This window comes from Blautia sp. AM28-27 (genome assembly GCF_003480905.1).
Lineage (GTDB): Bacteria > Bacillota > Clostridia > Lachnospirales > Lachnospiraceae > Fusicatenibacter > Fusicatenibacter saccharivorans.
In genome coordinates, this window is record NZ_QUJK01000004.1 from 105,371 (window position 1) to 120,477 (window position 15,107).

Below are 15,107 nucleotides of genomic sequence, written 5' to 3' on the forward strand. Positions count from 1 at the left end.
CTTACTCCCCCTGATCCCGGTATTTCTGCGGGCTGATTCCAAAATATTCGCGGAAGCTCTGACAGAAATAGGACACATTCACAAAACCGCACTTTTCACAGATTACGCCGATTTTTTCGTTTGTATTTTCGAGCATTTCCCGTGCGCGCTCCATACGGAAACCTTTTAAGTAGCGGCTCAGGTTTTCTCCTGTATTTTTCTTGAAAATGCTGCTCAGATAATTCGGTGTCATGCCAACCTCGCGCGCAAGCTGGTCAACACCCATGCCACTGTCAGAATAGTTCTCACGGATATACTGTTTAATCTGCTCGACTTCTCTGCGTTTCGCAACACCGCCGTCTGCGCGGAAGACCGTTTCGAGCCGGTCAATACCCATACGGACCGCTTGAATCACACCGGCCATGTTGCTGCTGTGATACAGGGCGTCGATCTCACGGTCCAGCTCTCGCTCATCTTTTCTCTCGAGATTGTCGTAAATCTCTTTCAGCAGATTGGAAAACATAAACTTAATGTAAATCTGGGAGAAAATCGTCTGATGTTCATACTTCTCGCAGAACTGGTCAAAGTGTTCACGCAGGCTCTCCAGATCCTTCATGCGAATGTCCTGCTGGATCTGGCGGATCAGGATTTCAGCATCAATCTGCACCAGCACCTCGGACTGCTCCTCCTGAAAAGGAAGAAAAACATGGTTTCCCGTGTGATAAAAGCGCCGCTCCATGAGCTGCTCCGTCTGTGCAAATGCATCGTAAAGCTCACCGTCCGGCGTGATCTCGCCCGACACGGCCAGAAAGCATTCCTGGTCCCACATTTCACGAATATAATGGTACAGCTTCCGTCCGAACGCTTCCCAGCCGCCATCCGGCTCCTCGCTAAAAAACAGGATGGACTGCTGTGGGTTCAGGTTCAGATAGTGAAACGGCATCTGCAAATCGCTCTGCATCTTTTCAATCTGTTCGCTGTTTACCTGTTCAAAATAGTTGTTGGCACACTCCAGCAGTACCATACGGCAAAAATCCCGGACAAAGCTCATATCGAGAAGCGTCTGTGTTTTCTCCTGCATTGCGTTGCGGCTCTGCCCATTGACCATCAGATACAGCAAATGTTCCCGCAGAAACTCCATACTTTCGTCCTTCCGTTTTTCCTCACGCTCACTCTTTGCAAGCTTTTCGTTGATTTCACCAACCACCTTTTCAAATTCTTCCGGGTTGACCGGTTTTAAAATATAGGCGGAAACCCCATAGGAAATCGCCTTTTTTGCGTAGGAAAACTCATCATACCCACTGAAAATCACAGTTTCCGTCCCCGGATACTCCTCATGAATCCGGGAAAGAAGCTCAATTCCATCCATGAACGGCATATTGATGTCGGTCAAAAGCACGTCAATTTTCTCTTTTTCAAACACCTCCAGCGCTTCCTCTCCATTGGAGGCCTCCAGAATATTCTCCCGGATATTCATCCGCGAAAGCAGCATCCGAATGCCCTTTCGCTCTATCATTTCATCATCTACAATCAGATATGTGTACATGCATCGATCCTCTTTCTAAGCAGCCTGCCTAAAGCGGCGCATACTGGTTTTATTATACCATTCCCGCGGCAGAATTGCATAGCATTTACCGCTCAAAACCGTTACCGGAAACGCAAAACCAGAGCCGGTGAAAACATTCTCATCCGACTCTGGTTTTTCTATTACATGATTTCAGGACACCACTCATCCTGTCCCGAATCAGGCCTTCGTCCTGTATAAGCCCAGAAAAATAACGCGCTCTTCCGATGTATCCGTGTCCGGGAAAGACAGGATCAGACTGTTTTTCTGCTCATCTTCCCACCTTGTCGTCTTTCCCTCAAGAATCTGATTCTCTCCCACCAGCAAATCTTCAAGTAATTCTGCCGCCTGATGAGCCAGCGTCTGCAGTACCGTTTGAAATTCAGATTCCGGAACCGTTATGGCATATTCCACAGATACCAGTTGATCATTCTGAAAAGAAAAGATTTCCTGAATATCATCCGACAGACTGGAAATGCTGATCGAATGAATGATTCGCGGATACGCTTCTCCTAACGTGGTATCAACATCATCTTCCGAAAGCTGCGTCTTCTGCAAAACATCTTCCATAGACATATCAAATTTCACATTCCCGGGCGACAGGGTGGAATGGCTGAAATCAACGGCATACAGAAAGATGTTGCTGTTATTTTGGGAACTCTGTGAGGAACATGCAGCTAAAAAACAACAGCAAATCCCCAAAAAGATCCTGCAAATTACCGTTGAAGTAAAACGAATATTACGATTTTCAATATTCATAATACCTCCTCTCCCTTTTACTTCTGATATTCCTCAATTCTGCAAACATGTTCTTTTGTCTTTTTATTATAATTAATTCCTACCAGAAGCAAGTTTCCCTGATATTCTTCCAGACTTCTGCAATATTCTTTGTCCTTAATCTGCGCAAGCGCACCCTCTGCTGTTTTGTCCCATTTCAGTTCTACAACCAGCGCCGGTTTGTCCTGGTATCTTTTTCTTGGTACGAAAACAAGATCCGCAAACCCTTTTCCCCCAGGCAGTTCACGGTAAACCGTGTAAAAATTCCGTGCTGCATACAGCGCCAGTGAAATCGTATAGCTCAACGCATTTTCATCATTGTACTGAAGCTGTGACGTTTCAAAATGTGCCAGCCGAATTCCCTCTGCTACCTGTGTTTCCTGTTTTTCCCACACAGCCTGCAGAAGATCTGCGGAATTTTTCAGTGCCTTTGAAATATCTCCCCATTGGGAAACGGTTACCGCACTGGCATATTCTGACTGTACCTCGGCATTCGGAATAAAAACATATTTATTCTGTTCCTCATAACCAAGATATCCAAGATGAATCAGCAGTGTCAGCACATCATCCTCTGTCCGGAAAGTTGTCATATCATTCGTAAAACTGCCCGTGTTCACCGGAATCTTTTTCCCTGCCATCATCTGCAGTACGTCATCCCGCAGGCCGTCAAAATTCAGATCAATATACCACTGTAGTGCTTCAAATGTTTCTGTCTGATTCCAGTAATTGCCGATTTTCCGGAATCGCATGGCATTGACAACCGAACGCGGGCTGTAAACCGAACTTTCTCCCGGGAACGAATAGCCGTCATACCAGTTTTTAATTTCTGCCAGATCCATCTGATACCGGCCGCAGAGTTCTTCTACTTCCTGCTCCGTAAATCCTACATATTCTGCGAGCGGCCCTGGATCAAGCATTGTAAATTCATCAAACATATTCAGTGCAGAATGGGTTCCATATTTTTTGATCGGCAGAATACCCGTCAGATAGGCAAGTGCTACGTAAACCTTATCTTTCAGAAAATCCCGCAGGAAATCAAGATACTCTTCCTGTGCTTTTTTATCCTGCTGATATTCCCGGAAAACACAGTCCCATTCATCAATGATAATGACAAACGACTGTTTTGTTGCCGCATAAATATCCTGCAGCGATTCTACCAGATCCGTATCGTCAAAGTAGTCCACGTCCGGATAACTGTTTTTCAGTTCCCGCAGCAGCATTCTTCGAACACGGTCAATCACCTGGCCAATTTCCTTGCTCCGGCTCAGAAATTCCTGCATATTCAAAAAAATCGTAGGATATTGATTTAAGTGCTGTGCAAATACAGCATTTTGAGAAATTTTCAATCCAGAAAAAAGTTCTCTGGAATCGCATTCCTTCCCATAATAAGCCGTCAGCATATCCGCCGTCATAGATTTTCCAAAGCGCCGCGGACGGCTGACACAGACATATCTCTGCACAGTATTAATCACCTGATTGGTATACTCGATCAGCCCTGTTTTATCCACATAAATTTCGGACTGAACCGCTTTTGCAAATTTTTCATTTCCCGGATTCAGATAAACTCCCATATTCCACCTGCGCCTTTCTCTTTCTACCTCTATCATACGATATTCTTGCCTTAAGTTCAATTTAGCATAAGTTGAAAAATGCCAGAATGTTTTTAACTGAGGCAAAACATTCTGGCTGTTTTTTCTGGGATTGCTATGAGTCAATTAATTAATGAATAAAGAACGCGTCCTCTTCCTCGTCTTCCACAACCGGTGTCATCGGGTTATACTCGGTTTCCACCAATTTTTTCACCAGCTCGTGATCGAAGTTGCGGCGAATTTCACAGGTTCTGTCGAAAATCATGGTTGCTTCATCCCCTGGGGTGCATGCCGGCCAGTTCGGGAGGGATGGGGTTTCCGGGCTTCCGTAGCGGGCAAAGTTGATCCAGGCGGTGGCCATACGCTCCTGCAGACGGTCTGTTTCGCCCGGGACATTGCATACGGCAATGCGGTCGATGTTATGGAATACGAACGGAATCTCGGCACAATGCCATGCGGCTTTTCCGCCATCGATCGGGAATTCATAGGTAAACTGATAGGAATAAGTCGGCGCTTCTGTAAACTCCGATTTCTGACGAATGAATTCGATCGTTGCCGGACGGAAGAACGTATCCACAGACCACAGGTCGGCAATTGTTTTGTCCGGGTATGCTTTTTCAAAAAGAGAAATCAGCTCCGGCGTTGCATCACCATATTTTCTTGTCAGAAACGCAATCTGTTCCTCACGGTTCATCTCATGTTTTCCCGGCACAACCGGTCCAAAATCAAACTCACCGATGTTGGTTCCTGCCAGCACCGGAATCGTTTTGGCGTGATCCGTAAATCCGCATTTGATCGGATTTCCGCGGAACCAGCCGTTCTCCATCGGTCCCTGTCCGATATAGCAGCCTTTCGCAGCAACCTCTGCCTCAACTTTATTGTACGCATTTGACAGCTCATAATACGGGATCGTCTCAAGCTTCTCCACCTCGGACTCGTCCAGATTCAGTTCTTTTAACAGAGCCTTCACAATCGCGGTGCCGTCTCCGTCCTCTTTCTGATAAACCTTTGCCTCATAAACACCGCTCTCGATGATACCCTTCTGGAACAGGCCGTCTGCTGCCGGCGTATTCATCAGCGTTGCTACCTTCATACCGCCGCCGGACTGACCGAAAATCGTAACATTCTCCGGGTCTCCGCCGAATGCCGCGATATTGTCATGTACCCACTGCAATGCAGCTACCATATCTGCGTTTCCTGCATTCGCAGAATTTTTGTATTTTTCGCCAAACGGCGAGAGATCGAGATAACCGAGGATATTCAGCCGATGGTTCACGGAAACAACAACGACATCACCGAACTCGCTTAAGTGATCCCCCTCATATGCCACATGCTCAATCGCAGAGCCGGCGCTGAAGCCGCCGCCGTGGAGCCATACCATGACCGGCTTTTTCGCACCCGGATCAAGACTCTGTGTCCAGACATTCAGGTTCTGGCAATGCTCGTCCTGCGGCCAGTAACGATGCGGTACCAGCACCTCCATGTTCGGCTCATCCTGCTTTAAAAGCGGACATACATAGCCGTACGCCAGCGCATTTTTGATTCCTTTCCATGGTTTCACCGGCTGTGGCATCTGGAAACGGTCCGCCTCAGCGTAATGGATTCCATGAAACGCGTATGTCGTATTCAGGCGGAAGCCGCGTACCTTTCCCGCCTTTGTCTCTACTACCGGATCTGTTTTACTGCATACAAAATAATCTCCCATATTTCAGTTACCTTCTTTCTATCCTGTTCTGTGACGCGCAGTTTCCAAAAAACCACCGCAAAATCCCCCTGATCTTTCCGTTTTTGCACCGGTCTTTGAAGCATCTGTTGTTTTTGCATTTACGCATCTGCTCCTTATTATACCAGACAATTTTTTCAGAAACAATTCTTTTCACTTTTATTTTCGGCTGTTTATATCAATAAAGTCCGAAAATCGCGTCAAAAATGGATATTTCCATCACAACTTCAAAGTGCTACAATAAAAAAGAAGGTAAAATCAACGTAAAAAAGGGGACTACTATGACGAAAACAGTACAAAAGAGCAAAGCCCGCGATATGACCCAGGGCTCTATCTGGAAACAGCTTCTTCTCTTCTCGCTTCCGCTGATGGCCGGAAATCTCTTCCAGCAGCTTTACAACACCGTTGACAGCATCGTTGTCGGCAACTTTGTCGGCAAGGAAGCACTCGCCGCCGTCGGCTCCGTCGGTCCGATCATCAATTCTCTGATCGGCTTTTTCATGGGACTTTCCACCGGTGCCGGTGTCATTATCTCTCAGTATTATGGCGCAAAGGCGGATGAAAAGGTCAGCCGCACCGTCAGCACGACACTGGTGATGACATTTTTTCTCTCTATTGTCTTTACTATTCTCGGCATCTTCATTACACCGTACATGCTCCGCATGATGAGTACGCCGAACGACGTCATCCGCGAGTCAGCAACGTATCTTAAAATTTACTTTGGCGGTGTTGCCGGTCTGATGTTCTACAACATGGGCTCCGGCGTTCTCCGCGCTGTCGGCGATTCCCGCCATCCGCTGTATTTCCTGATTTTTTCCGCTGTTATCAATACCGTGCTCGATCTTTTGTTTGTCGTTTCCTTCGGCATGGGAATCGAGGGTGTGGCGCTTGCAACCGTTATTGCACAGTGCCTTTCGGCGGTTCTGACGCTGTATGTGCTGACCACAACAGACGGCCCATACCGCATCTGTTGGAAAAAGCTCTGCATGGACTGGTCTTTGCTGTACCGCATCGTCTGCGTCGGACTGCCGGCAGCGATCCAGCAGATGGTGACTTCCGTTTCCAACGTTTTCGTGCAGTCCTATATCAATGTATTCGGCTCGGATGTTATGGCAGGCTGGAGTGCCTGCATGAAAATCGACCAGTTTATGATGCTGCCGATGATGAGTGTTGGTCTTGCTTCGACCACCTTCACCGGACAGAACGTCGGTGCCAGCTACATTGACCGTGCAAAGAAGGGTGCTACAACCGCATTCCTGCTTGCTGAGCTTGTAACCATTGTGATGATGATTCCTCTGCTGATTTTCGCTCCGCAAATGGTCTATCTGTTTAACCAGGAGGCAGCTGTGATTCGTTACGGAACCCTGTTCCTGTATCTCCTCTCCCCGTTCTACATTCTCTGCTGCGTCAACCAGGTTTATTCTAACGTCCTGCGTGGCGCAGGAGACACCAGAACACCAATGATCGTAATGCTCGGAAGCTTCGTCGTGTTCCGCCAGATTTATCTGTTTGTGATGTCTCATATATTTGATTCCATCATTCCGATTGCACTTGGTTATCCGGCGGGATGGCTGGTATGCAGTGTTCTGATTTATGCCTGCTATCGGAAATTCCGATGGGATAAAGGAATGCGGAAAAACTGAAGGATTCCTTTCCGGACATAAGCAAAAGGGGCTGTTGCACTAAGAAAATGAACGTAGTGCGACAGCCCCTTTTTTCGCATTATTTTTTCAGGAGTGCTGCTGAATGCTCTTTAATCAGAACAACTCTGCAATCGCCGCGATCTTCTCACAGTTTTCCGGCAGCGGACCATTGATTTTCGGTGACTGGCGCGTTGCCACGTAACAGCTTGCGATTCCGGCAGAGGCTGCACCGTGGCAGTCAGCGATGTCGTCATTTCCTGTCATCAGGCATTCTGCCGGATTGAGGTGATACTGCTTCAGCAGCATCTCATAAAACGCCGGATCCGGTTTTTTCACACCGGCATCCGATGAGAGCAGGATTCCGTCAAAGTATTTCGTAAGGCCGAGCAGGGAAATTTCCGGCGCGGTGAAAAGCGCCTGTGCGTTGGACAGCAGAAAAACCTTCTTTCCTGCGTCTTTTAAACGCTGCAGCATTTCCGGCACGCCGGGGAACAGTTTCAGTTCTTCTATCGAAATCGCACGGAACATTTTCGCCAGATCTGCAATTTCTTTTTCCGTTACCGAAACAGCTTGATCCTCAAACAGCTGCCGGAACACATCCGCAATGTCGATTTCCGGTACATGGCTGCCGCGGCATTCCATTTTAAGCGCAGCTTCCTGCTCTTTGATTTTTGTCTCATACGCCATCCGGAGTTCTTTCGGCTCATAGGCGGCCCCTTTCATGCCGAAGAACAGGCTCATTTTTTTCCAGAGATACGCTTTCTTTTCATTCGTATGTATATCTACCAGAGTTCCATATAAATCAAAAATATAATTCTGATACATCCTTCATCATCCTTTCTTACGGAAAGTTTTCCACACGACACGTATTCTACCAGACTTTTCTCCACAATTCCATGTCTTTTTTCCAGACTTCCTATCTTTTTTCTCCACCCGGGCTTTCCATCAGACCAGATCGTTGAACTCTGTTTTGCAAAAAAATTCCCCCGTACAGATTTTGTCCGCAACAGGGGAATTCATTACATCTCACAGTTTCCTGCGAATTGTAATCTTTGATTTACTTTCTCGCATCCAGCATTTCCTTCACCAGACGAATATACTCCGGTGTCGTTCCGCAGCAGCCGCCGACAATGCCTGCACCCGCGTCTACCAGAATGTTCATATATCTTGCAAACGTCGGCGCATCCATGCTGTAGATTGCCTCACCGGTCGGCGTGATTTTCGGCAGGCCGGCATTCGGTTTTACGATAACCGGTACTCTTGCCACTTTTTTCATGGAATTTACGACTGCCTCAAGCTGATCCGGTCCGACCGAGCAGTTCAGTCCTACGGCGGATGCTCCCATTTCCTGCAGTGTCTCAACTGCTTCCACAGCGTTTCCGCCGAACAGGGCAGAACCGTCTGCTTCCAGCGTCAGAGAACACATAATCGGCAGATCGCAGACAGAAAGTGCAGCATCCATAAAGACACACGTTTCGTCTACGCTCAGCATCGTCTCCGCTACCAGAAGATCAACGCCCGCATTTGCTACCGCTGTTACCTGCTCTGTGTAGGATTCCAGCAGCTCTTCATAAGAAAGATCGCCTTTGGGCTGCAGCATTTTTCCCGGCGTAGAAAAATCTCCCGCAATCAGCGCACCTGTTCCGGCAAGCGCTTTTTTCGAGATATCCACCAGGCGTGCATTCAGCTCCTCCACCTCGTTTTCTCTTCCATAATCCGCTAATTTCAATCTGTTTGCACCAAAGGTCGGCGCATAGACAATCTGGCTTCCCGCCTCCACGTAAGCCTTCTGTAAATTTGCCAGAATATCAGGATGCTCCAGAACCCAAAGTTCTGTACTGACTCCTTTTGGCATTCCCGCTTTTGTCAGATTTGATCCGGTTGCGCCATCCAATAAAATGACACCTGCTCCGGCAAGCTGTTCAAATTCTTCTCTTGTCATTTTCTTTTCTCCATTCTGCCCGAGTTCCCTGCAGCACATGTCCGCGTATACTGACAAATCCCGGCTGTTTTTTCTGAACCTGCCGCGCTTTTCGCGTCAAATTCATGTTCAGTATAGCATTGTATTGTTTTCCCGACAAGTAGAAAAAGAGGTATCCGTTTTGGATACCCCTTCGTCTGTTTCTGTTCACGGATGTTCAGCAACCCCCGACATTCTCAATCATGATGCGCGTCTGAATGATGTGTCTCCGAATGATGCGTCTCCGAATGATGTGTCCTGCCCGAGCTGTTCCCCCCACCGGACGGGATATTCTTCGGTGACCCCGGAGACAAATTTGTTCCCTGGTTCACACGGGTTGCTTTCTGTCCATTTTCCACCTGCGAGGATGCCGATACCGTTGAAACACCCGAATCGGAACTGTTTTCCGTTGCAGCATTTTTTCCACACGCAACGAAAGCCAGTACTGCTGTACCGACAAGTACGGAAATTACTGCCTTCTTCATTTCTCCACCTTCTTTCCTGGTACATCGTTTTCGCCTGAACATTAGAGCGTGTCTGAAAAATTATTTCCGCAATTTGCGAGATACACTCTGGTTGTAATTTCATTTTAAATGAACTTCTTACTATTGTCAATTTACTCTACAAATTCCCTATTATTTTCTTTTTTTTGTTCCAAAATATTTTCAGACACAAACAGCAGCCGGATCCCTCTCCCGGATCCGGCTGCCGTTTGTCCTGTATCGTATGCTTTTATTCTGCAGTGCTTGAAGACGTTGAAGCAGTGCCTGTGCTGCTTGTCGATGTCGTTTCGGTACTGCCTGATGTCGTGCTGTCAGACGTTGTACTGTCCGTTGCGGTACTGTCCGTTGCGGTACTGTCCGTTGTTGTGCTGTCAGTTGTGGTTCCATCTGTGGAATCTGTAGAAGCGCTGTCAACTGTCATCGTATACAGATCTGCGTCCGTTACTTCAAGCTTTTTCCAGTTGGATGCGACCTTGATATCGCTCTCCTTTACCCATCCATCCAGTGTATCGTTGTACTTATCCGATTTGCGGTTGGAAATGATAGTCTGTCTTCTGGACTCGGTTTTGTCCTCGTCGAATGCTTTATCTACACGGATCACATAATATGCATCGTCGCCTTCGATGACACCGTCATAATACTCGCCATCCTTCAGCTTTGCTGCTTCTTCCGCTACTTTATCTCCAAGAGAACAGGTATCGTCATCGTCTTTCTCCGATCCGGTTCCAAAGGATGTCTCGGAAGAGGTCAGATAAGAAACCTCAGAGGAGGAATCGCTGTCGGAACTGCTCGATGTGCTCGCGCTTGAAGCGTCGGATGCGCTTGTGTCGGAAGCATCGGAAGAAGAACTGCTCTCATCGGAGCCATCTGCAGAATCGGTGGAATCTGGGGTATTCTCCGCATTTAACTGATCGTTCAGCTCCTTGCGCAGATCGGTAAACGATGCGGCTGCCGGATCCTCAGACTCTTTTAAGAGATCCAGGAATCTCTGTGCGATTTCTTTCTTTGCCGCTTTTTCCTCGTCCGTCAAATCAATCGTTTTTCCATCGTCATCCTTCTCGGTTCCTGCTGTGGATACCGTGATGTAGCTGATGGAGGTCTGCTTTGCCTCTTCATCGGATACCTCGGTATCTACATCTGCGATGATCGGATCATAAATTCTGGTCTGAATAACATACAGCTCCAGTGCATCCTGGATGTCCTCAACGGTTGCGTGCAGCTTTTTCATCACATCGTCACCGTTCTTATCTGCGAATGCCTGTGCAGCCTCTTTCGCCTGCTGTTTTTCCTCGTCTGTCAGGGAAATTCCGTATTCCTCTGCGTGCTGCCGCATCAGAAGCTCTTTTTCGATCGTATCAAGAGACTGCTCCTTGAACGTTTCCCCGGTAGTCTTTCCATCGTCGCCTTCCTTGTCGTACATCTCAGACGGCATCTGCATTCCGTACATCGAGTACATCTTGGAATAATAATTGTACATGGTTGCCTGCTGATATCTCAGCATGAAATTTGCCTGTCCGAGTGTAATCGACTCGTCATTTACAGTAACTGCCGTTTTTGTTCCGTCCACATTGTCGGAACCGCAGCCAGTCAGTCCCATCGCTGCCATCGAAGCACTCAGCATAACGCAGACTGCTTTTGCTTTTAAATTTTTCATTACTTCCTCCTCATGCAGGGCGAAATGTATGCTCAAAAAGAGTTTTTCTTTTTACACGTTCGAATTTCCGGTCCTGCATCGATTTTTATAAACGCTTTTCCTATTATACCCTTTTTGTTGATACAGGGCAACTTTTTTCTTCCCTGTTCACGCCTTTTTCACACGATTTTGTGGTTATGCGAGTATTTCACTCCTGTGTGATCTGCAGCAGATCTTCCACCAGTGCATGGCTCTTCTCCAGCAGATCGATCTTTTCCTTTGAATTTCTCCGCCGCGGCGTGTAGACAAACGCCAGCGACTCCATCTGGAATTTCAGTTCGTCTCGGTATTTCTGCAGCAGCTCCGGAATCCGCGCCACATCGATTTTTGCATGCTGCTGTAAGGTGACTCGTACCGAATCGCCCATCTGTTTCAGCTCCGTCACATACGCACAGTGCGCCAGCGCTTTCAGTTCTGCAACAGCCAGAAGATTCTGTACATTTTTCGGCGGTTCCCCGAAGCGGTCGGTCAGCTCCTCCGTCATGTCCTCATACTCTTCCTTATTTTCAATCGCCGCAATTCGCTTATAGGTGTCAAGCTTCAGAGACTCGTTGCTGATGTAGCTGTCCGGAATATAGGCACTGACATTCAGATCAATCGTTGTCTCGAACGCTTCTGCCGGTGCGATGCCCTTCGCCTCCTGGACAGCCTCTGCGAGCATTTTACAATAGAGATCGTATCCAACCGATTCCATATGGCCCGACTGCTCTGCGCCCAGCAGATTTCCGGCGCCTCGGATCTCAAGATCACGCATTGCAATTTTAAAGCCGCTTCCCATCTCCGTAAATTCACGGATCGCATGGAGACGCTTCTCCGCCACTTCCTTCAACATCTTGTTTCTGCGGTACATCAGAAATGCGTAGGAAGTCCGATTCGACCGTCCGACGCGGCCGCGGAGCTGATAGAGCTGTGACAGTCCCATCTGGTCGGAATCATGGATAATCATGGTATTGACATTCGAAATATCGAGTCCTGTCTCAATGATCGTTGTTGACACGAGCACATCGATCTCTCCGTTGATAAATCCGTACATGATCTTCTCGAGCTCGCGCTCCTTCATCTGCCCGTGCGCAAAGCCCACATTTGCATCCGGCACGAGCTTCTGGATCGTGTTCGCCATATCCGCAATCGACTGGACACGGTTATAGACATAGTAAACCTGCCCGCCCCGCGCAAGTTCACGGTTAATCGCCTCGCGGACCATTTCTTCATTGTATTCACAGACAAAGGTCTGGATCGGCTGGCGATCCTGCGGTGCTTCCTCGAGCACACTCATATCCCGGATGCCAATCAGGCTCATATGCATGGTACGCGGAATCGGTGTCGCCGTCAGTGTCAGAACATCCACATTTTTTTGCAGCTGTTTGATTTTTTCTTTATGCGTCACGCCGAACCGCTGCTCCTCATCGACAATCAGAAGGCCAAGATCTTTGAACTTCACATCCTTTGAAAGAACGCGGTGTGTTCCAATGACAATATCCACGAGTCCTTTTTTCAGATCCTCCAGCGTTTTTTTCTGCTCTGCCGGCGTGCGGAACCGGCACAGAAGATCAACGCGCACCGGAAAGTCCTTCATGCGCTCAACGAACGTATTGTAATGCTGCTGTGCCAGAATGGTGGTCGGAACGAGGTAGACGACCTGTTTGCTCTCCTGTACTGCCTTGAACGCTGCACGGATTGCAACCTCGGTTTTGCCGTATCCGACATCGCCGCAGATCAGGCGGTCCATGATCTTTTTGCTCTCCATGTCCGCCTTTGTCGCCTCGATCGCCGCAAGCTGATCGTCCGTCTCCTCAAACGGAAACAGTTCCTCAAATTCCTTCTGCCAGATCGTATCCTTTCCGAACTGATAGCCGGATGACGCCTGCCGCTCGGCATACAGCTTCACGAGATCCTGTGCGATATTTTTTACCGCATGGCGAACCCGTGTTTTCGTCTTATTCCATTCCTGACCGCCGATTTTATTCAGCTTCGGCACCTTTGCAGCTTCGCCGGACGCATACTTCTGCAGCGTATCGAGCTGGGTGGCCAGCACATAGAGGTTCGATCCGCCCGCATACTCGATTTTCATGTAATCACGCGTTACGCGGTCCATCTCAATTTTTTCGATACCGCGGTAAATACCAAGACCGTGGCTCTCATGCACGACATAGTCACCGATCGATAGATCCGCAAAATTCTGGATTTTCTGACCGGAATACTCCGATTTCTTCCGGTTTTTCTTCTTCTCTTTTCCAAAAATATCCGTCTCTGTGATCAGCACAAATTTCTGCATCGGATATTCAAAGCCTCTGCGGGCCGCGCCGTGGATCAGCATGACCTCGCCCGGTTTCAGAACACGCTCCTCATTCTCGCTGTAGAAGGCCGGAATCTCCTCATTCTGCAGGTCCTCCGCCAGATGCTGCGCCCTCGTCCGCGACGGACTCGCCAGTACAATACGGTAACCCGCTTTTTTCCAAGATTTCAGATCTTTTACCAGAAGCGGGAACTGATTGTTATACGAATTGACCGATTTCACCGTCACACTGAATTCGTCACGGATATTCCACTCGCCCTTCTGCGGCTCCATCAGCGATACGGCAACACAGCCGCGGCGGTTCAGTTTTGCCACAAGCTCCGCCGTACTGCACATCAGCTTCGCCTGTCCCGGCAGGAGGTATCCCTTTTCGAGACGGTGGCTCACGCTCTCCTGAAATTCTGCTTCCAGCGCATCGGCACACTCGATGATGCGGTTCGGCTCATCGAGGAAAATGCGGCTGTTCTCCGGCAGATACTCAAGAAACGAGACGGTCTCCGGATAAAAATAGTGAAGATACTGTTCGGCTCCCTGCAGAATTTCGCCCTCGCCGATCTGATCGCAGATTTCCTCTGCTGCACGGCGGATCCTTGCCGCTTCCTCTGTCATCATTTTGTCGCGGAATTTTGTGCTTTGCGCTTTCGCCTCTTTTTTTATAGCTTTTACGCCGCGCGCAATCGTATCCTCTGTTAAAATCAGCTCCGATGCCGGATAGATTGTGATCTCCTCGAGGTTTTCAATCGACCGCTGGCTCTCCGCATCGAAGCTTCGGATGGAATCTATCTCATCGCCCCAGAGCTCAATCCGGATCGGGTTCTGTTCCGTCAGCGGATAAATATCGAGAATGCCGCCGCGGACGGAAAACTGGCCGGTCGACTCCACCTGAAAGGTACTCTCATAGCCGAGCCGCACCAGCTCTTTTCTTATTTTATCCAGATCGAGTTCGCTGTCATTGCGCAGATGGATGCAATGTTTTTCGAACACGCCAAGAGGCAGAAGAAAGTCCATACATCCCCCTACACTGGTGATGATGGTAACTTCCTTCCGCTCAAGAAGTGCCTGGATCACCTGAAGCCGCTGCCGGATCAGCAGATTTCCGTGAATGTCTGCCTGATAGAAAATCAGGTCCTTCGCCGGATAATACAGCGTCTCCGCATCGTACAGCCGGTAATCCTCATATAATTCTTTTGCTTTTAATTCATTTTCCGCGATCAGAAGCCGCACCGGGGCATCCTCGGAGAGGCCTGCGATCATGTGGGCTTTCTGGCTTTCCAGACAGCCCGAGATCACAGTCACACCTGCGGTTCCTTTTTTCAGATCACGGAACAGCTCGTCAAAACGTGCAATTTCTTTGATCGGTTCTAATAACGCTTTCATTCT

At 48.4% G+C, this 15,107-nt stretch carries 10 protein-coding genes; 1 reads left to right on the top strand and 9 read right to left on the bottom strand.

The genetic code is table 11. The annotated features are described in order from the left end of the window. Position 1 precedes the first annotated feature (1 nt). The 4 genes from DW743_RS18650 to DW743_RS08385 form a co-directional block, all read right to left on the bottom strand. The gene (locus DW743_RS18650; protein ID WP_117761307.1) at positions 2-1,525 is read right to left on the bottom strand and encodes a response regulator; all 1,524 of its coding nucleotides are present in this window, start codon (positions 1,523-1,525) and stop codon (positions 2-4) included. 198 nt (positions 1,526-1,723) lie between these two features. Then, complete coding sequence (locus tag DW743_RS08375) at positions 1,724-2,119, bottom strand: hypothetical protein (RefSeq protein ID WP_117761309.1); 396 nt, start codon at positions 2,117-2,119, stop codon at positions 1,724-1,726. Between the two features lie 200 nt (positions 2,120-2,319). Continuing rightward, complete coding sequence (locus DW743_RS08380) at positions 2,320-3,891, bottom strand: AAA family ATPase (protein WP_117761311.1); 1,572 nt, start codon at positions 3,889-3,891, stop codon at positions 2,320-2,322. A 148-nt stretch (positions 3,892-4,039) separates the two neighbouring features. Further along, entirely contained in the window at positions 4,040-5,614 is a 1,575-nt protein-coding gene (locus DW743_RS08385; protein WP_117510899.1) for a carboxylesterase/lipase family protein, read from the bottom strand. Positions 5,615-5,913: 299 nt separating this feature from the next. On the opposite strand from DW743_RS08385, the gene DW743_RS08390 reads away from it, so the two are divergent. Next, the gene (locus DW743_RS08390) at positions 5,914-7,275 is read left to right on the top strand and encodes an MATE family efflux transporter (RefSeq protein ID WP_117761313.1); all 1,362 of its coding nucleotides are present in this window, start codon (positions 5,914-5,916) and stop codon (positions 7,273-7,275) included. A 114-nt stretch (positions 7,276-7,389) separates the two neighbouring features. Here DW743_RS08390 and DW743_RS08395 read toward each other — a convergent pair whose 3' ends face one another. The 5 genes from DW743_RS08395 to mfd form a co-directional block, all read right to left on the bottom strand. Further along, positions 7,390-8,100, bottom strand: coding sequence for an HAD family hydrolase (locus DW743_RS08395; protein WP_117761315.1), 711 nt, complete (start codon positions 8,098-8,100; stop codon positions 7,390-7,392). 232 nt (positions 8,101-8,332) lie between these two features. Beyond that, the gene (locus tag DW743_RS08405) at positions 8,333-9,217 is read right to left on the bottom strand and encodes a homocysteine S-methyltransferase family protein (protein WP_117510893.1); all 885 of its coding nucleotides are present in this window, start codon (positions 9,215-9,217) and stop codon (positions 8,333-8,335) included. Between the two features lie 215 nt (positions 9,218-9,432). Continuing rightward, positions 9,433-9,720, bottom strand: coding sequence for a hypothetical protein (locus tag DW743_RS08410; protein WP_055220917.1), 288 nt, complete (start codon positions 9,718-9,720; stop codon positions 9,433-9,435). Positions 9,721-9,967: 247 nt separating this feature from the next. Then, complete coding sequence (locus tag DW743_RS08415; protein ID WP_117761319.1) at positions 9,968-11,392, bottom strand: SurA N-terminal domain-containing protein; 1,425 nt, start codon at positions 11,390-11,392, stop codon at positions 9,968-9,970. A 187-nt stretch (positions 11,393-11,579) separates the two neighbouring features. Continuing rightward, positions 11,580-15,104: a transcription-repair coupling factor gene (gene mfd / locus DW743_RS08420; RefSeq protein WP_117761321.1), complete on the bottom strand. Its 3,525-nt coding sequence runs from the start codon at positions 15,102-15,104 to the stop codon at positions 11,580-11,582. Between the last annotated feature and the right edge of the window lie 3 nt (positions 15,105-15,107).

What these genes read in the sequence shown, in the direction of transcription:
- DW743_RS18650 (WP_117761307.1), bottom strand. Translation starts at nt 1,525, where the DNA reads ATGTACACATATCTGATTGTAGATGATGAAATGATAGAGCGAAAGGGC.
- DW743_RS08375 (WP_117761309.1), bottom strand. Translation starts at nt 2,119, where the DNA reads ATGTCTATGGAAGATGTTTTGCAGAAGACGCAGCTTTCGGAAGATGAT.
- DW743_RS08380 (WP_117761311.1), bottom strand. Translation starts at nt 3,891, where the DNA reads ATGGGAGTTTATCTGAATCCGGGAAATGAAAAATTTGCAAAAGCGGTT.
- DW743_RS08385 (WP_117510899.1), bottom strand. Translation starts at nt 5,614, where the DNA reads ATGGGAGATTATTTTGTATGCAGTAAAACAGATCCGGTAGTAGAGACA.
- DW743_RS08390 (WP_117761313.1), top strand. Translation starts at nt 5,914, where the DNA reads ATGACGAAAACAGTACAAAAGAGCAAAGCCCGCGATATGACCCAGGGC.
- DW743_RS08395 (WP_117761315.1), bottom strand. Translation starts at nt 8,100, where the DNA reads ATGTATCAGAATTATATTTTTGATTTATATGGAACTCTGGTAGATATA.
- DW743_RS08405 (WP_117510893.1), bottom strand. Translation starts at nt 9,217, where the DNA reads ATGACAAGAGAAGAATTTGAACAGCTTGCCGGAGCAGGTGTCATTTTA.
- DW743_RS08410 (WP_055220917.1), bottom strand. Translation starts at nt 9,720, where the DNA reads ATGAAGAAGGCAGTAATTTCCGTACTTGTCGGTACAGCAGTACTGGCT.
- DW743_RS08415 (WP_117761319.1), bottom strand. Translation starts at nt 11,392, where the DNA reads ATGAAAAATTTAAAAGCAAAAGCAGTCTGCGTTATGCTGAGTGCTTCG.
- mfd (WP_117761321.1), bottom strand. Translation starts at nt 15,104, where the DNA reads ATGAAAGCGTTATTAGAACCGATCAAAGAAATTGCACGTTTTGACGAG.